The sequence below is a fragment of the Mesorhizobium sp. B4-1-1 genome (assembly GCF_006439375.1).
In the GTDB taxonomy this organism is placed as follows: Bacteria; Pseudomonadota; Alphaproteobacteria; order Rhizobiales; family Rhizobiaceae; genus Mesorhizobium.
Genome location: NZ_VFTH01000017.1, coordinates 112,221 through 134,080, shown reverse-complemented (window position 1 = coordinate 134,080; position 21,860 = coordinate 112,221). Strand labels below are relative to the sequence as shown.

Sequence of the window (21,860 nt, the reverse complement as noted above, 5' to 3'; positions counted from 1 at the left end):
CGGCTTTTGCGTTGGGTTCCGAAACTGCTCTATTCCGCGGCCTTCGGGAAGGCGACTTCCGGCTCGGCGCCGGTCTCCTTGGCTGGTTCGTCGGTCGCGATCTTGCCCTTGCCGCGCCGGAACAGGCGGCTGAGCCAGCCGCGCCGCTGGCCGGGCTTCACCTTGGCGCGGGTGAACACCATCAGCATCGACGGGGTCACCACCAAGGTCAGCAGCGTGGCGAAGGACAGGCCGAAGACGATCGCCGAGGACAGCGAAATCCACCATTGCGTCGACGGCGCGTTGATCGTCGTCTCGTGATGAAAGATTTCCAGCCCGAGCCCGAAGGCGATCGGCAGCACGCCGAGGATTGCCGACACCGCCGTCAGCACCACCGGACGGGCGCGCTCGCGGCAGGTCTGCAGCACCGCGTCCATCTTGTCCCAGCCTTCCTCGCGCAGCCGGTCATAGGTGTCGATGAGCACGATGTTGTTGTTCACCACCACGCCGGCAAGCGCGATGACGCCGATGCCCGACATGACGATGCCGAAGGCCTCGCCTGTCAGAAGCAATCCGAGGAAAACGCCGATCGTCGCCATGACCACGCAGGACAGCACCAGCCACACGCTGGTGAACTTGTTGAACTGCGCAAGCAGCACTAGGAAGATCAGGAAGATCGCAGCACCGAAGGCCTTGCCGAGGAAGGCGCTGGCCTCCGCGCTGTCCTCGTTGGAACCGGCGAGCTTCCAGCGGATGCCGCTGCCGAGATCCATGTCGGTAACGGCCTTGGTCACCTGCTCCTGCACCGCAGCGACCTGCGCGCCGGCACTGACATTGGCCTGCACCACCACGGTGCGTGCGCCGTCGATGCGGTTCAGGATGCCGACGGTCGGCTCGGGCTTGCGTACGACGAAGTTGGAGATAGGCACCGAACCTTGCGAGGTCTGCACGCGGAGTTCGTCGAGCGTCGACAGCGTGCGCCGGTCCTCGGGCAGCCGCAGCCGGATGTCGACGGCGTCGTCGGCGCCGGCCGGCCTATATTCCGACAGCTTGAGGCCGTTGGTCACCAGTTGCACCACCGTGCCTACTGAAGTCGGGCTGATGCCGTATTGCGCCGCCTTGGCGCGGTCGACCTCGATCGCCCAGTCGACGCCGGGCGGCGGCAGGCCGTCCGAAATATCGATGACGTTGGGGATCTTGGCGATGCGCGCCGCGACCGCCCGCGCCTTGTCGTCGAGTCCGGCCGGATCAGCGGCCGACAGCCGGATCTGGATCGGCTTGCCGGTCGGCGGACCGGCTTCCGGCACGCGCACTTCGACATCGACGCCGGGAATGCCGGCCATGACGCCGCGCAGGTCGTCAAGGATCTGGTTGGCGGACTTGCGCTCGCGCCAGTCGACGAACTCGTATTGGATGACGCCGACCACGTCTTCGGGAATGTCCTGGCCGCCGCCTTGCGTCTTGCCGACGCGCGTGTAGACCGACTTCACGCCGGGCCAGCCGAGCAGGCGGTTCTCCGCCGTCTTCGTCGCCGCGTCCATTTCCGCCAGCGAGAGATTGCCGCGGGCATGGACATAGAGCAGGCCGTAATCCGGCTCGACGCTGGGGAAGAATTCGACGCCGGCGCCATATTTCGAATAGGCGAAGCCGACGCCGACCAAAAGGCCGACCGTGAGCAGGATGACGGTGATCGGGAAGCGCACCGCCTGCTTGACCACGGCCATGTACCAGCCGTCGCGGTTGCCTTCCTCGTGATGCTCCGGCGCCTTGGCGAAGATCGCGCCCAGAGTCGGCGCGAAGACCAGCGCGTAGAGCATCGAGGCCGACAGCGTCACGATCAGCGTGATCGGCATGTATTTCATGAAGTCGCCGATGATGCCTGGCCAGAACAGCAGCGGCGAGAAGGCGGCGATGCGCGTCATCGTCGCCGCGATGACCGGGCCGGCCATGCGCTTGGCGGCCAGCGCGAAGGCGTCGGCCTTCGGCATGCCCTCGCTCATGCGCCGTTCGGCGAATTCGGTGACGATGATGGCGTCGTCGACCAGCATGCCGACCGCCAGGATCAGGCTGAACAGCACGATCATGTTGATCGTGTAGCCCATCATGGCGAGCAGCAGGATGCCCATCAGGAAGGACGACGGGATGGCGAGGCCGATGAGCAGCGAGGCTCGACCCGACAGCGCGTAGAGGATGACGATGAACACCAGGATGACTGCGATCATCACATGGTTCTGCAGGTCGCCCAGCAGCTGGTTGACGAAGACCGACTTGTCCTGCGTGTAGGTGACATGCATGCCCTCGGGCATCGTCTTGATGAAATTGTCCGACACTTCCCTGACGTGGGTCAGCGTGTCGATCAGATTGGCGCCAATGCGCTTCTTCACTTCGATCGCGATGGCCGGCCTGCCGTCGAGGCGCGTCACGGTCTCGGCGTCCTTGAAGGTCGAGCGTATGGTCGCGATGTCCTTGGCCTGGACCACGGCATTCGGCGTGGCGACCACCGGCAGGTTGGCGACATCCTCGGGCTTCTCGATCAGCGACGGCACCTTGACCGCGTATTTGCCTTCCGAGCCTTCGAGATTACCGGCGGCAACCAGGCTGTTGGAGGAGGCGACGCCCTGGATCACTTGGTCGAGCTGCAGCCCGTAGGAGGAAAGCTTCACCGGGTCGACGACCACCTCGACGAGGTCGTCGCGCGCGCCCTGCAGCGAGCCTTCGAGCACGCCGGGCACTTCCTCGATACGGTCGCGCAGCTCGCGCGCGGCCGATGTCAGCACGCGCTCCGGCACATCGCCGGAAAGCGTGACGACGAGAACCGGGAATTCCGAGACGTTGACCTCGTTGACCGTCGGCTCCTCGGCCGCCTGCGGCAGGTCGGCCTTGGCGTCCTGCACCTTGCTGCGCGTGTCCTGCAATGCCGTCGCGAGGTCGGTCTGCGGCTGGAACTCGACCAGCACGTAGCCGCCACCCTGGAAGGCGGCCGAACGCATCTCCTTGAGCCCCTTGAGGCTTTTGAGCTTGCTCTCCATCGGCCTCAGCAACAGGCGCTCGGAATCCTCCGGCGAGATGCCCTGATAGATCAGGCTGACATACATCATTGGAATCGGAACGTCGGGTTCCGCTTCCTTCGGCGTCGACTGATAGGCGACCCAGCCCGCGACGAGCAGGAACAGCAGCGCCGATATGGTGAGGCGGGCGTTGTTGATGGCGAGTCTGACGATATCCATGACTTCGGCCTGTTATGCTTCGGAGGCTGTGGACTGCCGTCGCCGGGGTGGCCCGGCGCGCGCCGCGTCGTGCTTTACTGCGTGCCGGCGGTGGCTTCGCCGATCAGCTTGCTGATGGTCGCCTGGTCGGCCTCGACGGGCTTCACCAGGTCGCCTTCCTTCACCAATTCCTGGCCGGCGACGATGATGCGCGCATCCTGCGGGATGCCGCCCAGCACCAGGCCGTGCGGCGTGTCGTCGACGAGATCGATCGGAAAGAACGCCACCTTGTCGTCCTTGCCGACGGCGCGGATGCCGAGGTCGCCCTTGTCGCCCAGCGTCACCACCGAGCGTGGCAGCATGACCGCGTTGGTCGGCTCGGCGCTGAGCGTGATCTCGGCCGTCATGCCGGCGGGGATGGAGCCGTCGCCGTTGGGGATCGCCACTTCGACGCGGAAGGTACGGGTCTGCGCCGAGGCATCGCGGCTGATGTAGCGCACGGTGCCGGTGACCTTCTGGTCGTTGACCAGGCGCACATCGGCTTCGTCGCCGATTTTGACGTAGCGCAGGTCGCGCTCGCTGATCTCGCCGCGCGCGATCACCGGATCGAGCTTCAGGATCGTCGCCACCTCGCCGCCCTGCATCACCGAGCTGCCGAGCTCAACCGGAATGCGGTCGATCACACCGTCGAACGGCGCCTTGACTTCGTTGCGGTCGAGTTCAGCCTGCGCGGTATCCAACTGGGACTGCGCGAGCGTCAGGTTGGAGCGGGCGGTGTCGAGCTGCAGCTTGGGCAGGTTGCCGGTCTTGGCCAGCCGCTCCGAGGCATCGAGCTCGGCCTTGCGCTGCACCACAAGCTGCTTGGCATTGTCGACATTGGAGATCTTCTCCTCTGCCGCCAGCATCAGCACCAGATCGCCGGTCTTGACGTGATCGCCCTGCTTGACCGGCAGCTTTTCGATGACGCCATTGACGCGGGTTGCAAGAACCGCGCGCTTGTCGGCCTCGGTCAGCCCGGAAACGCGGATGGCGCGCGCAAAGGTCTTGCGCGGCGGCGTCACCACCGCGACGGTGCGCAGCGCAGCCTTGGGCTCGGCTTGCGCCGCGTCCAGCTCGGCGGCCTCCGGTTGCGCTGGCTTCCCGGCTTCGGGCTGCGCCGGCTTGCCGGCGTCAGACTGCTTGTTGGCGGTAACCGACTTGTCGGCGGCGCTGCCGACGGAGGAAAACTCGCCCGTCCCCATCCAGGCCGCGAATCCGATGAGCACGACAATGGCTGCAAGCTTGTGAAACCTGATTTTCGGCATCGTCATTTTTCCGTTGCAGGACCTGCGAGGTCGGCGCTTCCGACTTCGGGCGCGCGGCCGATATGGGTGCGCACGGGGCCCAGTTCAATTTGCCGTGAACGGCGAAGCGCCGCTTTTACCTGAAAGTTGCGGCGCAATATAGCCGGAAAAGTTGCGGGAGCGTTGCGGCGTGGAACGCTGTGGCTCGACAAATGCAGGCTTTTCTGTCAGCCGGCTGCCGCTTTTGTGGGCGCGCCGACAGGTTTCCCCATGGTTACTGGCAGCAGCCGTCAGCATGATGCGGAAAATCTTCCGCAGGCGGCGGCAGTCGCCCGGCTGGAGCGCAGTCACGCCCCGCCATTTCCCGGTTGAAGCTGTCAAGTGATGAGGTTCAGCAGCCGGAAGAGACGCTCGAAGGTCTTGCCATAGGGCGGGCGCAGCAGGCCGCCGGCGCTGAGCTTCGACTGGATGAAGATCGGCTTTTCCTTGCTGAAGGTGCGAAATCCCCATTCGCCGTGATAGGCGCCGGTGCCGCTCTCGCCGACGCCGCCGAAGGGCTGCCGCTCCTGCACCAGATGCAGCATGCAATCATTGACCGTGACGCCGCCGGCCACGGTTTCCCGCATGACCCTCTGGCGATTGGCGCTGTCGCTGCCGAACCAGTAGAGCGCCAGCGGACGCTCGCCCCGGTTCACATGCTCGATGGCCTCGTCCACCGTGCCATATTCGACGATCGGCAGCACCGGCCCGAAGATCTCCTCGCGCATCAGCCGCAGATTCTCGCCGGCATTGCGCACCAGCACGGGCGCCATCTTGCGGTCGGTGACGCCGAGCTTCTCGTTCGCAGGATTGATCTCGGTGATGTCGGCGCCACTGTCGCGCGCTTCCGCGACCATGTCGCCCAGCCGTCGGTGATGCCGCTCGCTGACGATCGCCGTGTAGTCGCGATTGTCGCCGAGGCGCGGATAGAGCTTCGCGATTGCCGCCGCGAACTTGGCTGCGATCGCCGCGCCCTGGCCTTGCGGGACCATCAGATAGTCCGGCGCGATGCAGGTCTGGCCGGCGTTGAGCAACTTGCCATAGGCGACGCTGGCGACCGCCGCGTCGAGATCGCAGGAGATATCGAAGATCGCCGGCGACTTGCCGCCGAGCTCGAGCGTCACCGGCGTCAGATTGGCGGCGGCGGCGAGCGCAACCTGGCGGCCGACGGCCGTCGAGCCCGTGAACAGCAGGTGATCGAACGGCAAGGACACGAACGCCTTGCCGACCTCCGCGTCGCCGACCATCACGCTGACCTCGTCGGCGGCGAAATATTTTTCGACCAGGCTGGCAAGCAGGTCCGAAAACTTCGGCGTCAGTTCCGACGGCTTGATCATAACGCGGTTGCCGGCGGCGAGTGCCGCGGTCGCCGGCGCAACGGCGAGCTGGAACGGATAGTTCCAGGGCGAGACGATGCCGACGACGCCGAGCGGTTGCGGCAAGAGGCGGTTGCGTCCCGGCAGGAACGGCAGGCTAGTGGCGACGCGCCGCTCGCGCATCCAGGCGCCGAGATGCGACAGCGCATGCCTGATGCCGGCGCGCACGACGAACAGCTCGGCAAGCCGCGTTTCCTCAGCCGAGCGTGCCGAAAAATCGCTGTCGATCGCCGCGCAGATCTCGGCCTGATGCTTTTCGGTGAGCGCCAGAAGGCGGTTCAGCCGGTCCTTGCGCATGTCCAGCGTCGGGAACGGTTCGTTCTCGGAGGCCCTGCACTGCGCTTCAAACCTGACCCCGAGAGCGTTCTGTCTGGTCTGCAGCATCGCTTACCTCCCCTTTACGTTCAGGTAAGTTACATCGGTCAAGCAACCGAATCCAGCATTGCCCCGATTCCGTAGGGGAATGTCCCGATCCAAGCGATCCGGATATCCTGCTTGGCACCCCGTCATCGACATAGGAAAGCCACCGGTCCGCAAACAGCCCTTTTCGCCGTTCATGCATGAATCGGCGTGCAAAACGGTCCTTGGCGACGGTGGGCGGCTCGCGACAAACCGCAAGATCGGTCGAGCGCCTCATGTCCGCGCGGCTTAGCTGGTACTGCTATGGAGAATGGAACGATGAAGGCGGCAGTTCAAAACCACCATGCCCAGATGCAGAGGGTGCTGGATCACATAGACCGGCATCTGGACGACGATCTGGACCTGGACGCGCTGAGCGGTGTCGCGGCCTACTCGAAATATCATTTCCATCGGCAGTTTACGGCGGCCTTCGGGCTGTCCGTGCATCGCTATGTCCAGCTCGCCCGCATGAAGCGCGCTTCATGCCGGCTGGGCTGCGCGGATGCCGAAAGCGTCATCGATATAGCGATGGATGCCGGTTACGACGCACCGGATGCCTTCGCCCGCGCCTTCCGGCAACGGTGCGGGCAATCGCCCTCGTCGTTCCGGAGATATCCCGACTGGGGTTCGTGGCTGATGGCCTTCGGGCCTCTCGACAACGCGAGGAGAAAGCTGATGCAGATAATCTTTACACCGGAAGACGTGATGATCCGCGACGTGCCGCCCACCCCGGTGGCGATCATGGAACATCGCGGGGATCGGGCGACGCTCGGCGACACAATCCAGCGGTTCATCGCCTGGCGCAAGGCAGCCGGCCTGTCGCCCGAAACGAGCCCGACCTTCAACGTCTTCCGGTCCGAAAGATGTCCCGCTGTCGCGGCCGATTACAGCATGGACATTTGTGTCGGCACCGACCGGCCGATCGACGCGGGCGACGAGCACACGAAGGCTGGCGTGATCCCCGGCGGACGCTGCGCCGTGCTGCGCTACCCCGGCAACACCAACAATCTGGAGCCGGCCGCGCTTTATCTTTATCGCGACTGGCTTCCGGCCAGCGGCGAGGAAGCACGCGACTTCCCGATCTATTGCCAGCGGCGGCTGTCCTTTTCCCCGGACGCGCCGGTGCCTGAAATCATCGTCGAGCTGTTTCTGCCGCTGAAATAGCGCCGCCCTCTGACGGCGGCCTGTCCACTCAAAAAACGGACCGGGCGCTGTCCACCAGGTCTCGGTCTTGCAGGTTCAGAACCCCGCAATCAGGCGCGGCGCCGCGCGGATTCCGGCTTGATGCGCGCGGCGAGGAATTCCTTGACGCGCCGCCCCGGCGCCGGGCCGCGCAGCGGCTTGAACCCGTCGTCGAGCTCGCCCGAGAGATCGAGCGTGGCCCGCTGACCGACGGCGTCGTAATTTTCTTCCAGCCAGTCGCTGGCGGCACTGCGGCCGAGGTCGCGCAGATAGGCGATGAAAGCCCATTCGGCATTGACCTTGGATGAGGCGGACAGGTCCTTGAAGGCCTCGTCGGCATCGATGCGGTGCATGCGGATATCGCGATATTCGCCATGCGGCAGGCGCCCGGCCGCGATCAGTTCCTTGACGAAGGCGATCGAGCGGAATTCGCGCAGCAGGCCGGCGTTGAAGGTGATCTCGTCGATGCGGTTCTGGATCTCGTTGGCGCTCTTCGGCGTGCCTTCGCGCACCACAGGATTGATCTGCACCAGGAGCACGTCCTCGGTCGCCGCCGTCTTGAAGAACGGATAGAGCGCCGGATTGCCGCCATAGCCGCCATCCCAATAGGGCACGCCCTTGATCTCGACCGCCTGGAACAGCTGCGGCAGGCAGGCCGAGGCCATCACCGTGTCGAGGTCGATCTCGCCGTCGGAGAAGACGCGCAGTTGCCCGGTTTCGACATTGGTCGCCGAGATGAACAGTTCCATCGACTTGCAGGCGCGCACGTTGTCGAAATCGATCTCCTTCTCCACCACATCGCGCAGCGGGTTGAGGCCGAGCGGATTGGCGACATAGGGCGAGAACACCCGCGACATCGTGTCGAAGAAGACATAGCCGGGTGTGTTCTCGATCGACCAATTGCCCCAGACCACATCCCAAGGCATGCGCTGCACCGGGCTGAAACGACCCTTCGAGGCCACCGCCCGCCAGAAATCGTCGAGCTTTTTTCGCGCGCCTTCCACGCCGCCCCGGACAAACCCGTCGGCCAGCGCCACCGCGTTCATGGCGCCGGCGCTGGTGCCAGACACCGCGGCGATCTCCAGCCGCCCATCTTCCAGCAGCCGGTCGAGCACGCCCCAGGAAAAGGCGCCGTGCGAGCCGCCGCCCTGAAAGGCGATGTTGATCTTCTTCTTTTCCTCCGCCTTGCCGTTCTTCGCCATGGCGTTCCTTGTCTCGATGCGCCGGCCTACCGCCGCGTCATTTGGACGGAGCCGGCGCAGTCAGCCTATGTTGCAGTGCAGCATATAAGGGCGGACCAAGGCAAGAACACGAACACACAAGCGTGATCATGGATTTTCCTCGCCCCACGAAGTGGGCTACAGCATGCTGTGACTGGCGTGACTGATCAGACCTGAGGCTTGATTGCCACGTGGTTCCCCCAATCCGTCGCTGCTTCGCAGCGCCACCTTTCCCCCTCCGGAGGGAAAGGAAGGGAGCGTTGCTGGACGAGCATTTACGGCAAAAAGCTTGGCGCCTTTCCTCTACCCCGCCGATCGGGGGAGAGGTGGCTCGGCGAAGCCGAGACGGAGTGGGGGTCGATCAGCGCTACGTTAGCCAATGCATGCGCCAAGCTAGCATACACGCTATCGCCAAAGGCCAGCCGCTTGGAAATGTGTGCATGCCGTAGACGAAGTGGGGCGAGGAACTACCCTCAGGCGACGAGATCCGGCACTGGCCCGACATAGCGCGACTGCGGCCGGATCAGCCGTCCGGTCGCCTGCTGCTCGCGGGCGTGGGCGATCCAGCCGGCAACGCGGCCGGCGGCAAAGACGTTGGAGAATGCCTCTTCCGGGAAGCCGACCGCTTCCAGGAGAAGCGCGGTGTAGAACTCGACATTGGTCTGGATAGAGCGTTGCGGCTTGGCGATCCTGAGCACTTCGAGCGCCGCCTGCTCCACCGTCTCGGCGAAGGCCAGCCGGCTGCCGGTCTCGTTGCGGGAACCGAGCTGCCGCACGACGGCTTTCAGCGCGTCAGCGCGCGGATCGCGCACACGATAAATGCGGTGGCCGAAACCCATGATGCGCCGGTCATGCGCGATCTCGTTGCACAGCCATGCCGTGGCATCGCCGCTGGCCTCGATGGCGTCCAGCATCTCGATCACCGGCCCGGGCGCGCCGCCATGCAGCGGACCTTTCAGCGCGCCGAGCCCGGCCAGGATCGCCGAAGTCAGGCCGGCCTGGGTCGAGGCCACCACGCGGGTCGCGAAGGTCGAGGCGTTGAGCCCATGGTCGCAGACCGTCACCAGATAGCTGTCCAGCGCTCCGGCAAGCGCCGGCGAGGCGGTGCCGGCAAGCATGCGCAGCATATCGCCGGCATGATCGGCTTTTTCGTCGGGAGCGACCGGCGTCTCGCCCCGGCCAAGGCGCAGCAAGGCCGGCGTCAGCACCGCCGGCGCCGCGATCAGCCGCAGCGCGTCGGCAAGCCCGTCACCGTCCGGCAGGACGGCCATGCCGGCCCGCATGCCGCTATAGACATCGAGCGACGCCAGTTGCGCAAGCATCGGTTTCACACGATCAAATACTTCCATCCGCGCCTTGCCGATCGCCTTCGCCATTTCGGCATCGCTGGGAAGGTCGTCGAAGAAGCCCTCGAACAACAGCCGCACCACCTGCGCGTAGCGCCAATGGCCGGCGAGCTCCATCAGCGAATGGCCGCGGATGGTGAGGTGCCCGCCCACACCGTCGACATTGGAAAGCACCGTGTCGGCCGCCACAACATCATCGAGCCCATTCGCCATGATCGCCTCCTTGACCTTTTGTGCATTGCAATTAATGCTGCGCAATCAACGCATCAATCTTGATCAAGATAATCAACGTAAGCGGCAAAATGACGGAATGGCTGTCGCGGGAGCAAGCGCTGGAGCGGCTGAACGTCCGGCCGCAGACGCTTTATGCCTATGTCAGCCGCGGCCGCATCGGCATGAAGCCGGACGACACCGACCCGCGCCGCAGCCAATACCGCGCCGACGACATCGCAGCACTCGCCACGCGCCGCGACCGCGGAAGGAGCCCGCGGGCGATCGCCGAGAGCGCCATCGCCTGGGGCGAGCCGGCGATCGCCACCTCCATCTCGACGGTGCTGCATGGCCGCCTCGCCTATCGCGGCAGGGACGCGGTGGAGCTTTCGGCGACGGCGACGCTTGAGGAGACCGCCGAACTGCTGTGGGCTTCCGACCGTCCGGTGTCGTTCGCTTCGCTGACTCCTTCGGCTGCCCGGCAAAGCGGCACGCCAACGGCATTTGCCAGGCTTTCGGCGCTGGCTGCCGAAGGCTGGCCTTCGCTCGGCCGCAGGCCGCCCATGCTGCAGCAGGACGGCGCCGCCGCGACCAGCGCGCTGGCAACGGCGCTCGGCGCGACGCCGGGCTCGGAGCCGGTGCATGACAGGTTGGCGCAGGGCTGGTCGGTGGACGCCGCGGGGACAAAACTCATCCGCAAGGCGCTGGTGCTGCTGGCCGATCACGAGCTCAACGCTTCGACCTTCGCCGCCCGCGTCGCGGCCTCCACCGGCGCGCCGGTCGCCGCCTGCCTGCTCGCCGGCCTTGCGACGCTTACCGGCCCGCGCCATGGCGGCGCGGGCGCGGCGGCGATCGCGCTGGTCGAGGATGCCGAGCGGCTGGGCGCGGACGAGGCGATCGCCCGCTGGCTCTCCCATGACCGTCCGCTGCCGGGCTTCGGCCACCCGCTCTACCCCGAAGGCGATCCGCGCGCCGAGGGATTGTTTTCCGATTTCAGGATCGATGACGGCCTGTTGCAACTGCGCAAGGCGGTTCTTGCCGCGACCGGGCTGCATCCGAACATCGATTTCGCGCTGGCCGCGATGACGCGCGGCCTGCGCCTGCCCGCCGACGCCCCGTTCCGCCTGTTCGCGCTCGGTCGCAGCGTCGGCTGGACCGCGCATGCCGTCGAGCAGGCGACCAGCAACAGGCTGATCAGGCCCCGCGCCCGCTATGACGGACCAATTGGCGCGGGATGATGACCTTGGAGATCAGCCGGAACGCGTTTGAGGTCGTCATCCTGGGGCGGAGCGTGTGGCTGCCGCGCTATCGGGGACTCTAGACGGCGATCGGCGCCTTGATGCTCGCATCCGCGAAATAGTTCTCGAGGCGGAAATCCTCGAAGCGGAAGGCGAAGAGGTCTTTCACCTCCGGATTGATCCACATCGTCGACAAGGCCTTGGGGCGTACGCAGCATCTGCTCGCGCGCCTGCTCGAAATGGTTCGAATAAAGATGCGCATCGCCGAGCGTGTGGACGAAATCACCGGGCTTCAGCCCGGCCATCTGCGCCACCATCATGGTGAGCAAGGCATAGGAAGCGATGTTGAATGGCACGCCGAGAAAGATATCGGCCGAGCGTTGGTAGCGCTGGCAGGAGAGCCGACCCTCTGAGACATAGAACTGGAACAGGCAATGGCAGGGCGGCATCGCCATATGGAGTCTTTGCCCGAGATCATCGCATCGACAAAGTGCAAAACGCCTTGGCCCGCCAACGCAATGCTGCTTAGGCCGCCTTGGGACTCTTTGCGACACGCCTCTCTACTCGCTCAGACTTCACGTCGGCAAACTTGGACCTGGCAAGCCAACGTGGCAGGGCCGATCTTGCTCGGGCGCTACCGATCACTTCGATCCTGCTTTGGCTGAGCGCGGCGTGAAGTGGAAGATCACCGCGCCAGACGTAGATCATGTCGCGCAAGGTCGTGGTTAGGTAGAGATCGACATCAAACGCAGGATCAGTGATGCAGAGCTGCGTCGCGCCATTCTCGCCGACAAACCAGTAGTGCCGCCAGCGAGCCGGTCGCTCGCGGAACGTAAGCTTCACGACCGAACGCTGTGCTCCGAAGGCATCCGGATGCGCGCCCCTTTCAATTGCCCAGAGAAGCAGACCAGCATCGAGTTCATGATCCATTAGCTCTCGGCGAGACCACCGTTGACCCCAGACGCCGAGCGCGTGCACCAGCGGCATCAGATCTTGGCCCGGCGCCGTGAGGTGGTAAGTCCAACCGCGCCCTGATTCCGGTAGGCGCCGCTCAACAAGTCCCTCCGCCTCCAGTTGTTTGAGGCGCTTGGAAAGGAGGGTCGGAGACGCCCGCGCAACACCGCGTTGAAGTTCAGAGAAGCGCGAAACGCCCTTACCGAGGTCGCGCAGGATCAATGGCGTCCAGCGCTCGCAGAATATCTCCGCGGCTTTGGAAATGGGACAGAACTGCCCGTAACTTCCCAATGACCCGCTCCTTCTGTCAGCGCGCCAACGCAGAATACTACACTTTGTGGAGTATTCGAGTGCAAGGCGTCGGGGCAAACTCATCCAAGCAAGAGGCAGGTCGCCGCGCATCGCGGGCTGGCCGCGGTCGGTTGCCGCGCGCCCAGCGCGTGCGAGGGGCTGTCGGAAGGATGGTGACGAGATGAACGATGGCCATTGGGGGCGGCCATGAACGAAATGGGCGTTCTGGATGCCGTGGTTGTGGGCGCTGGATGGGCCGGCCTCGGCGTCAGTTATATGCTTGCCCAATCGGATATGCGGCATTGCGTCCTTGAACGCGGGCGAATCGGCGAAACTTGGCGGACGCAGCGTTGGGACTCGTTCCACTTCAATCTGCCCAACATGTACAGCGTGATGCCTGGCGATCGTTACGATGGCCCGAACCCAGAAGGGTTTATGACGCATATAGAGTTTGCGACTCTCCTTGAAGACTATGCGCGGCGCTACCAACTCCCGGTTCGTAACGGCATCTCGGTCACAAAACTGAAATCAAGTGACGGGCTCTTTCACATTGTGACGCCGGAGCAGACGTGGCGGGCGAAAAACGTGGTTGTCGCCAGCGGCAGCTTGAACCGTCCGCGTCGACCAGTTTCCGCCTCCGCGTTGACGGATGGCCCAGTACAGCTCGATGCCTCTGACTACCGTAATGCCGACGACCTTCCCGCCGGAGCTATCCTCGTCATCGGCAGTGCGCAGTCTGGCAGTCAAATCGCCGAAGATTTGATTCTGGCAGGCAGGGAGACCTATCTTGCGACGGGCCATATTGGCCGCCTGCCGCGCTGCTATCGCGGGCGCGACATTGTCGTATGGATGGTGAAGACCGGATTGGTCGATGCGCCGCGCAAGGATTTCGTCGATCCCTCCGGTCGCGTTGCCGGCAGGCCTCTGATTGGCGCTTTGCACACGATAAGTCTGCAATCTCTCAGCGCCCAAGGCGTCATGTTGCTCGGACGATTTCTCGGCGTGGAGAACGGCCAGCCTATCTTCGCCGACGACCTTGTTGGGAATATTCGGTTCGGCGACGAGATTTCCGCGCAATTCAAAAAACGTATCGATGAGTTTATCGAAGGCAGCGGTCTCGATGCCCCCGCACCCGTTGAGGAGGAGGCGGAGGCAGTCGCTCCGCGCCTACCCCAGCGCCCCATTCTGTCGCTCGATCTCGTAGAGCGGAACATTTCAGCGATTGTCTGGTGCACCGGCTTCCAGGGCGATTTCAGTTGGATCGATGTACCCGGTGTTCTCGACAAGCGAGGCCAGCCGGTTCACGAAGACGGCGTTGCCCCGATTCCCGGAATCTATTTTGCCGGGCTCGATTTTGCGTCCACGCGCCGGTCGGGCACCGTTATGGCCATTGAAGACGAGGCGCGTCGATTTGTCGGCCAAATATTAGCTCGGACGTGATCCGGTGACGGGTGAAGAGGTCACCTATCCGAATCGAATTCAGGAGGGTAGACGGCCAACAATCGGTGAGGACGCGACTCTCGGAGCTTTGTTGCTCGGGCGGGCCGGGAGTTTCGAGGGTGGGACTTTGCGGCGGCCTTGAACCGGCCTTCAACCGTCCGAGGCGGTTGAAGGCCGGTCAGGCGGTGCAGGAGCTGGAGCGCTTCTCGTCCGCAGCCTCGACAGCCTAATCTGTCGCGAAACGCCAAAAGCCGCCTTTCGGCGGCCTCGGTCTTCTTCAAATCGGCACCATAAGCGACACTGGAACTGTTCGGCCTCAAATTTCCACCGTAAGTGTCGGTCTCGGTCAAAACCTGCCCGAGGATGACGAAGGGATGGGTCGGTTCGGCTAATCTCAGGCGCAGCGACCACCATCAACGACAGCCACAACCCGTCAGGACATCGTGTCCAGCTTGCGCTGCATGGCCGCAATCTGCGCCTTCAATTCTTGCAGATCGTCGCCCTTTTCTTCCTTCTTCGGCGGCTCGGCCGGCGCTGCCGAATTGCCGCCGGCGGGCGGGAACGGCGTGAACATGCGCATGGCGTTCTGGAACATCTCGACATTGCGTCGCGTCTGTTCTTCGAGCGCCTTCATCGGCGTCTTCATCAAGTCGATCGGCGTCTTGCCGAAGGCGCCCTTGAGCTGTTCGCGAAACCGCTCCTGCTCCTTGGAGAAGGCGATCATCGACTGTTCGAGGAAGCTCGGCACGATCATCTGCATCTGATCGCCGTAAAAGGAGATGAGCTGGCGCAGGAACGGGATCGGCAGCATGTTCTGCCCTTCCTTGTTCTCCAGCTCGAAGATGATCTGCGTCAGCACCGGGTGGGTGATGTCGTCGCCGGTCTTTGCATCCTGGACCGTGAACTCCTCGCCCTTCTTGACCATCTCGGCCAAGTCCTCGAGCGTCACATAGGTGCTTGTGCCGGTATTGTAGAGCCGGCGATTGGCATACTTCTTGATGACGATCGGGTCGTCTTTTGCGGCCATCCGTATCCTCCCCAGGACACCGGCACCTTTAGGAGTAAGCGGCCGGTAACGATTGTACCCGTTATCGAGGATACGCGCAAAAGCGTCACAATTCCAAGCGGTTTGTGCACTGCGGCATCAATTAATGCTGCACGGCCATTGCAAAATCCGCCGCACGGCCAACGTCACGTTACCGCGACTGGCCTGCGCTCTGCTTGCCGCGCATGGCGGTCATGCCCATTTCCGGTTTGACTCAGGGTTTCGAACGGGCAAGAAAGTCCTAAAGCGATCTCGAAAATACGACACCTCGAAGTCTGGAGAAGAAAATGTCCGCTTCCAATTCCATCGTCGTCGCCAGCGCCGCCCGCACCGCGGTCGGCTCATTCAACGGCAGTTTCGCCGCCACGCCGGCGCATGAGCTCGGCGCCGTCGTCATCAGGGAACTGCTCTCGCGAGCGAATGTCGAGGCGGCGGATGTCGATGAGGTCATCCTCGGCCAGGTGCTGACCGCCGCTCAAGGGCAGAACCCGGCCCGCCAGGCCTCGATCAATGCCGGCCTGCCGAAAGAGACCACCGCTTGGGGCCTCAACCAGGTTTGCGGCTCGGGCCTGCGCGCCATCGCGCTCGGCATGCAGCAGATCGCCACCGGCGACGCCAAGGTGATCGTTGCCGGCGGCCAGGAATCGATGTCGATGTCGCCGCACGCCGAGCACCTGCGCGCCGGCGTCAAGATGGGCGACTACAAGATGATCGACACCATGATCAAGGACGGCCTGTGGGATGCCTTCAACGGCTATCATATGGGAAACACCGCCGAGAACGTCGCCCGCCAGTTCCAGATCACCCGCGAAACCCAGGACGAGTTCGCCTTGGCCTCGCAGAACAAGGCCGAGGCTGCGCAGAAGGCCGGCAGGTTCAAGGACGAGATCGTCGCCTTCACCATCAAGGGCAAGAAGGGCGACACAACAGTTGACCAGGACGAGTACATCCGCCATGGCGCGACGCTCGACGCCATGACCAAGCTGAAGCCCGCTTTCGACAAGGACGGCACGGTCACCGCCGCCAACGCCTCCGGCATCAATGACGGCGCCGCCGGCGCGCTGCTGATGACCGAGGCCGAGGCTGAAAGGCGCGGCATCACCCCGTTGGTCCGCATCGCCTCATGGGCGACCGCCGGCGTCGATCCGGCGATCATGGGCACGGGGCCGATCCCTGCCTCGAAGCGGGCGCTGGAGAAGGCCGGCTGGTCGGTCAAGGACCTCGATCTCGTCGAGGCCAACGAGGCGTTCGCCGCGCAGGCCTGCGCCGTCAACAAGGGCATGGGCTGGGATCCCTCGATCGTCAACGTCAATGGCGGTGCCATCGCCATCGGCCATCCGATCGGCGCTTCGGGCGCTCGCGTCTTCAACACGCTGGTCTATGAGATGCGCCGCCGCGGCGCCAAGAAAGGCCTCGCCACGCTTTGCATCGGCGGCGGCATGGGTGTGGCGATGTGCGTGGAAGCGCTCTGAGTTCAGCGAGCAGCGAATAGGGAGTGGCGAATAGGGAAGAAGGAGCGTCGCGCGGCGGGACATCGGATCCCTACTCGCTATTCGCCACTTCCTATTCGCTCGGACGATTTTTAAAGGGAGGACCACATGAGCAAGGTAGCAATCGTCACGGGCGGATCGCGCGGCATCGGCGCGGCGATATCGGTCGCCTTGAAGACCGCCGGCTATTCCGTCGCAGCGAACTATGCCGGCAATGACGAGGCGGCCCAGAAATTCAAGGCCGAGACCGGCATCCCGGTCTACAAATGGTCCGTCGCCGACTACGAGGCCTGCGCCGCGGGCATCAAGCAGATCGAAGCCGATCTCGGCCCGGTCGGGGTGCTGGTCAACAATGCCGGCATCACCCGCGACGCCATGTTCCACAAGATGACGCCCGCGCAGTGGAAGGAGGTCATCGACACCAACCTCTCCGGCGTCTTCAACATGACGCATCCCCTGTGGAGCGGCATGCGCGACCGCAAGTTCGGCCGCGTCATCACCATTTCCTCCATCAACGGCCAGAAGGGCCAGGCCGGCCAGGTCAACTACTCGGCCGCCAAGGCCGGCGATATCGGCTTCAGTAAGGCTCTTGCCCAAGAAGGCGCTCGCGCGGGCATCACCGTCAACGTCGTCTGCCCCGGCTATATTGCGACCGAAATGGTCAAGGCGATCGACGAAAAGGTGCTCAACGAGCGCATCATCCCGCAGATCCCGGTTGGCCGCCTCGGCGAGCCGGAAGAGATCGCGCGCTGCGTCGTCTTCCTGGCTTCCGACGAGGCCGGCTTCATCACCGGCTCGACCATCACTGCCAATGGCGGCCAGTACTTCGCCTGATACCCAACTTCGCCTGATACCCTTTTTGCGTTGAGGCGGCCCCGACATCGGAGCCGCCTTTTTGCTCCGTCGACGAGATCGGCGCGTCACCTTGCCTCAATTCGGCACGCAAAGGTTAACGGCAGCTGCCCCCCTTGTGCGCAACTCCGCCAACAAGCTGTGAATTCTCGGTGGGTAAGCTGTGGATAACACCATATCTAGGGGTGAACAAACCGGGAAAATAACCGGATCGCTGATTCGTCGCCGATTCGTTCTGGCTTTGGCCGGAAAGTTAACGGCGGACGGCGCAAACGTCGCCGAATTCGTTAAAATCGATTAAGAAAAATCAACAATTTCAAAACTTTGAGGGCAAGGCTCAGGTCAACCGCGACCGTTGCCCGGCAAAAGTTAACGACAGTCTCGGTCCGACGGGGCCACGCAGGAATCGGGCCAATTCAACGATTCAGCATGTGGTGAGACTCACCGTCAAAAAGCCCACATATAGCCGTGAACAAAACCTGAATCAGAACGAGTCAGCGATTCGTCGCTGATTCGTTCCAGACTCGTTCCAGCCGTTAACAACGACCGAATTTTGGCCACCCCGGCCCGCTCTGCCTGTCCCCAAAGGAACATTCCGCTTTCGCTTCACGCTCGAAGTCCCTATGTGTCGCCTGTCACACGCGGCGGCACCGCCGTGCTTCAGACTACAAGCGGCAGAAACCTAATTTCCGAGCCGATGAACATCCAGCCGAAACACTCCCAGCCGCTGATCCTTTCGGGCCGCGACGTGACTGCCGTGCTAGGCCCCACCAACACTGGCAAGACCCATCTCGCCATCGAGCGCATGGTCGCGCATGAGACCGGCGTCATCGGCCTGCCGCTCAGGCTGCTCGCCCGCGAAGTCTATGCCCGGGTCTGCGAGAAGGTCGGCGCCCACAAGGTGGCGCTGATCACCGGCGAGGAGAAGATCGTGCCTGCCGGGGCGAAATATTCGGTCTGCACCGTCGAGGCGATGCCGCGCGAAACCGACGCCGCCTTCGTCGCCATCGACGAGGTGCAGCTCGCCGGCGATCTCGAGCGCGGCCATATCTTCACCGACCGCATCCTGCATCTGCGCGGCCGCCAGGAGACGCTGCTTCTCGGCGCCGCCACGATGCACGGCATCCTGCAGCGCCTGTTGAAGGGCGTGTCGGTGGTGACGCGGCCGCGGCTGTCGCACCTTGCCTATGCCGGCTCCAAGAAGCTCACCCGGCTGCCGCGGCGCACCGCCATCGTCGCTTTCTCCGCCGACGAGGTCTACGCCATCGCCGAGCTGATCCGCCGCCAGCAGGGCGGCGCCGCCGTCGTCCTCGGCGCGCTCTCGCCGCGCACCCGCAACGCGCAGGTGGAGATCTTCCAGTCCGGCGATGTCGACTATCTCATCGCCACCGACGCCATCGGCATGGGACTGAACCTCGACCTCGACCATGTCGCCTTCGCCCAGAACCGCAAATTCGACGGTTACCAATACCGCAACCTGACCGCCGCCGAGCTTGGCCAGATCGCCGGCCGTGCCGGCCGGCACCTGCGCGACGGCACGTTCGGCGTCACCGGCCAGGTCGATCCGTTCGACGAGGATCTGGTCGCCAAGATCGAGGGACACGACTTCGACCCGGTGAAGGTGCTGCAGTGGCGTACCGCCGATTTCGACTTTTCCAGCCTCGATGCGCTGAAGCGCTCGATCGAGGCCAATGCGCCGGTCGAAGGGCTGACCCGTGCGCTGCCGGCCGTGGACGCGCAGGCGCTGGAGCATCTGTCGCGCGACGGCGACATCCGCGCTTTGGCCACCGGCAAGGAGCGCGTGGCGCTGCTGTGGGAAGCCTGCGCCCTGCCGGACTACCGTAAGATCGCGCCGGCCCAGCATGCCGACCTCGTCGCCTCGATCTATATGGACCTTGCGCGCCATGGCCATGTCGATGAGAATTACATGGCCGAGCAAGTGCGGCGCGCCGACACGACGGACGGCGATATCGACACGCTCTCGCACCGGATCGCGCAGATCCGCACCTGGACTTTCGTCTCCAACCGGCCTGGCTGGCTGGCCGATCAGCTACACTGGCAGGAAAAGACGCGCGAAATCGAAGACAGATTGTCGGATGCGCTGCATGAGCGGTTGACGAAACGCTTCGTAGACCGCAGGACTTCCGTCCTCATGCGGCGCCTTAGAGAAAATACCATGCCTGAAGCCGAAATCAGCCCTACCGGAACCGTCCTCGTCGAAGGCCATCATGTCGGCGAGCTGCAGGGGTTCCGCTTCACCGCCGACCAGAGCGCCGGCGGCGAGGACGCCAAGGCGGTGCGCACCGCCGCCCAGAAGGCGCTCGCCGCCGAGTTCGAGGCGCGCGCCGAGCGCTTTGCCGCCTGCGCCAATGGCGACCTGGCTTTGGGCTCGGACGGCGTCCTGCGCTGGATCGGCGCGCCGATCGGCACGCTGGTCGCCGGCGACGAGGCGTTGAAGCCGCGCCTGGTCCTGCTTGCCGACGAGCAGTTGACCGGGCCTGCCCGCGACAAGGTCGCCGCGCGCGCCGAGCGTTTCGTCAATTTCCAGATCGAGTCGTTTTTGAAGCCGCTGGTCGACCTGAAGAATGCCGACCAGCTCACCGGCATCGCGCGCGGCATCGCCTTCCAGCTGGTCGAGCATTTCGGCCTGATCAATCGCCGCGACATCGCGGAGGAGATGAAGTCTCTCGACCAGGAAGGCCGCGCGGCACTTCGCCGCCTCGGCGTGCGCTTCGGCGCCTACCATGTCTTCGTGCCGGCGCTGATCAAGCCGGCGCCGGCCGGCCTGGTGACTTTGCTCTGGGCGCTGAAGAATGACGGCAAGGACAAGCCGGGCTTCGGCGACGTGGTGCATGCGCTGGCCTCCGGCCGCACCTCCGTGGTCATCGACCCGGCCTTCGACAAAACCTTCTACAAGCTCGCCGGCTACCGCAACCTCGGCCGCCGCGCCGTGCGCGTCGACATCCTGGAAAGGCTCGCCGACCTCATCCGCCCGGCGACCAACTGGAAGCCCGGCCTCGGCCAGCGTCCGGACGGCGCCTATGACGGCCACGCCTTCATGGTGACGCCGCCGATGATGTCGATCCTCGGCGCCACCGCCGACGACATGGAGGAGATCCTCAAGGGTCTCGGCTATCGCTCCGAGGCGAAGCCGGCCGCCGAGGTGAAGGCGAAGCTCGACGCCCAGGACGACGCCGCCCGTGAAGCGGCCGCGGCCAGGCTCGCCGCGGAAGAGGCCGCTCGCGCCGCGCAGGCGGCGGAGGCGCCAGCTCCCGTGGCAACGTCCGGCGAGGGCCCGGGGACGGACAGCACCGAAATCCATGCCGCGGAGACGCCGGTCGAGAGCGCGGCGGAGGTTGTCGACGAAACAAGCGGACAGGAGACACTGGCCGCGGAAGCCACGGAAAGCGCGGCGGCAAGCGAACCGGCAGCGCAAAGCGATGAGCCGACCGGGGAGGCCGTGACGGAGGAAGGCGTGCCCTTGGCGCAGGCCGAGTCCTCGCAGACCGAAATCCCGGCCGAGAGCGCGGCGGAGCCTGTCGACGACACAGCTCGACAGGAGACCGTGGCCACGGAAACCGCGGCGGCAAGCGAACCGGCAGCGCAAGGCGATGAGCCGGCCGGCGATGCCGTGACGGAGGAAAGCGTGCCCTCGGCTCAGGCCGAATCCTCGCAGACCGAAATCCCGGCCACGAGCGAGACCCCCGCATCGACGGAAGCCGCCACCGGCGAAACCGCGGCCGAGGCTGAGGAACCGAAGCCTGTCCTTCTGTGGCGCCAGGCGCGCTTCGATCATCAGCGTCCGCGCCATCGCCAAGACAACCGTCGCGACAATCGTCCGCGAGGCGGCCAGCCCGCGCGCGATGGCCAGCCTGGCGCCGCTGCCGGCCAGCCCGGCGATCGGCCCGCCCAGGAAGGCCGCCGCGAGCAGCGCGACGGCGCCGGCAAGCCGCGCTTCGACCGCTCGAAGTTCAAACCCAGGCCGGAAACCGGCGACCGGCGCGAAGGTGGCGAACGGCGCGAAGGCAGACCGCAAGGCGAGCGGCCGGATCGCCACGAGGGGGGCCGCCGCGACGGCCGGCCCGACTGGAAGGGCAACAGGCAGGACGGCAAGGGCAACGCCCAGGGCGGCAAGCCGGCCTTCCAAGGCAAGCCGCGCGAGGAACGCCCGCAGCGCTTCGATCCGGATTCGCCTTTCGCCAAGCTCGCCGCCTTGCGCGACCAGCTCAAGAAATAGGCTAGAGCATGATCCCGAGCCGAAGGACCGCGCCAGCGAAAAGTGGGAACCGGTTTTCGGATAAGATCATGCT

At 64.5% G+C, this 21,860-nt stretch carries 14 protein-coding genes and 1 pseudogene; 6 read left to right on the top strand and 9 right to left on the bottom strand.

What is annotated here, in order from left to right:
• Window positions 1–29: 29 nt before the first annotated feature.
• From FJW10_RS22495 to FJW10_RS22480, 4 genes are all read right to left on the bottom strand, one after another.
• Window positions 30–3,206: an efflux RND transporter permease subunit gene (locus FJW10_RS22495; RefSeq protein ID WP_140901671.1), complete on the bottom strand. Its 3,177-nt coding sequence runs from the start codon at window positions 3,204–3,206 to the stop codon at window positions 30–32.
• A gap of 74 nt (window positions 3,207–3,280) precedes the next feature.
• Complete coding sequence (locus FJW10_RS22490) at window positions 3,281–4,489, bottom strand: efflux RND transporter periplasmic adaptor subunit (protein WP_140901670.1); 1,209 nt, start codon at window positions 4,487–4,489, stop codon at window positions 3,281–3,283.
• 84 nt (window positions 4,490–4,573) lie between these two features.
• Window positions 4,574–4,819, bottom strand: a complete 246-nt coding sequence (locus FJW10_RS22485; protein WP_140833019.1) for a hypothetical protein — start codon at window positions 4,817–4,819, stop codon at window positions 4,574–4,576.
• 26 nt (window positions 4,820–4,845) lie between these two features.
• On the bottom strand, window positions 4,846–6,267 hold the full coding sequence (locus FJW10_RS22480) for a coniferyl aldehyde dehydrogenase (RefSeq protein ID WP_140901669.1): 1,422 nt from the start codon (window positions 6,265–6,267) through the stop codon (window positions 4,846–4,848).
• 294 nt (window positions 6,268–6,561) lie between these two features.
• Between FJW10_RS22480 and FJW10_RS22475 the strand changes: the two genes are divergently transcribed.
• Window positions 6,562–7,446, top strand: a complete 885-nt coding sequence (locus FJW10_RS22475) for an AraC family transcriptional regulator (protein WP_140901668.1) — start codon at window positions 6,562–6,564, stop codon at window positions 7,444–7,446.
• A gap of 89 nt (window positions 7,447–7,535) precedes the next feature.
• Here the strand turns inward: FJW10_RS22475 and FJW10_RS22470 are convergent, their stop codons facing one another.
• Window positions 7,536–8,666: a patatin-like phospholipase family protein gene (locus tag FJW10_RS22470; RefSeq protein WP_140901667.1), complete on the bottom strand. Its 1,131-nt coding sequence runs from the start codon at window positions 8,664–8,666 to the stop codon at window positions 7,536–7,538.
• Between the two features lie 491 nt (window positions 8,667–9,157).
• A complete protein-coding gene (locus FJW10_RS22465; protein WP_140901666.1) occupies window positions 9,158–10,243 on the bottom strand; it encodes a citrate synthase/methylcitrate synthase in 1,086 nt (361 codons plus the stop codon).
• Window positions 10,244–10,332: 89 nt separating this feature from the next.
• On the opposite strand from FJW10_RS22465, the gene FJW10_RS22460 reads away from it, so the two are divergent.
• Window positions 10,333–11,478: a citrate synthase gene (locus tag FJW10_RS22460; RefSeq protein WP_140901665.1), complete on the top strand. Its 1,146-nt coding sequence runs from the start codon at window positions 10,333–10,335 to the stop codon at window positions 11,476–11,478.
• Window positions 11,479–11,557: 79 nt separating this feature from the next.
• On the opposite strand, the pseudogene thyA reads toward FJW10_RS22460, so the two are convergent.
• Window positions 11,558–11,933, bottom strand: a pseudogene (thyA, locus tag FJW10_RS22455) (thymidylate synthase); the annotation flags it as partial.
• Between the two features lie 70 nt (window positions 11,934–12,003).
• Entirely contained in the window at window positions 12,004–12,723 is a 720-nt protein-coding gene (locus tag FJW10_RS22450; protein WP_181177623.1) for a helix-turn-helix domain-containing protein, read from the bottom strand.
• Between the two features lie 207 nt (window positions 12,724–12,930).
• Here FJW10_RS22450 and FJW10_RS22445 point away from each other — a divergent pair, with 207 nt between their 5' ends.
• Window positions 12,931–14,163 carry an NAD(P)/FAD-dependent oxidoreductase gene (locus tag FJW10_RS22445; RefSeq protein WP_140901663.1) on the top strand — a complete coding sequence of 411 codons (1,233 nt, stop codon included), beginning with the start codon at window positions 12,931–12,933 and terminating at the stop codon, window positions 14,161–14,163.
• Between the two features lie 433 nt (window positions 14,164–14,596).
• On the opposite strand, the gene phaR is transcribed toward FJW10_RS22445, so the two are convergent.
• The gene (phaR, locus tag FJW10_RS22440) at window positions 14,597–15,190 is read right to left on the bottom strand and encodes a polyhydroxyalkanoate synthesis repressor PhaR (protein ID WP_140833007.1); all 594 of its coding nucleotides are present in this window, start codon (window positions 15,188–15,190) and stop codon (window positions 14,597–14,599) included.
• A 305-nt stretch (window positions 15,191–15,495) separates the two neighbouring features.
• Between phaR and FJW10_RS22435 the strand changes: the two genes are divergently transcribed.
• From FJW10_RS22435 to FJW10_RS22425, 3 genes are all read left to right on the top strand, one after another.
• The gene (locus FJW10_RS22435; protein WP_140901662.1) at window positions 15,496–16,680 is read left to right on the top strand and encodes an acetyl-CoA C-acetyltransferase; all 1,185 of its coding nucleotides are present in this window, start codon (window positions 15,496–15,498) and stop codon (window positions 16,678–16,680) included.
• A gap of 126 nt (window positions 16,681–16,806) precedes the next feature.
• Entirely contained in the window at window positions 16,807–17,532 is a 726-nt protein-coding gene (gene phbB / locus FJW10_RS22430) for an acetoacetyl-CoA reductase (RefSeq protein ID WP_140901661.1), read from the top strand.
• Window positions 17,533–18,247: 715 nt separating this feature from the next.
• Window positions 18,248–21,787 carry a helicase-related protein gene (locus tag FJW10_RS22425; RefSeq protein ID WP_140901660.1) on the top strand — a complete coding sequence of 1,180 codons (3,540 nt, stop codon included), beginning with the start codon at window positions 18,248–18,250 and terminating at the stop codon, window positions 21,785–21,787.
• Window positions 21,788–21,860: the final 73 nt, after the last annotated feature.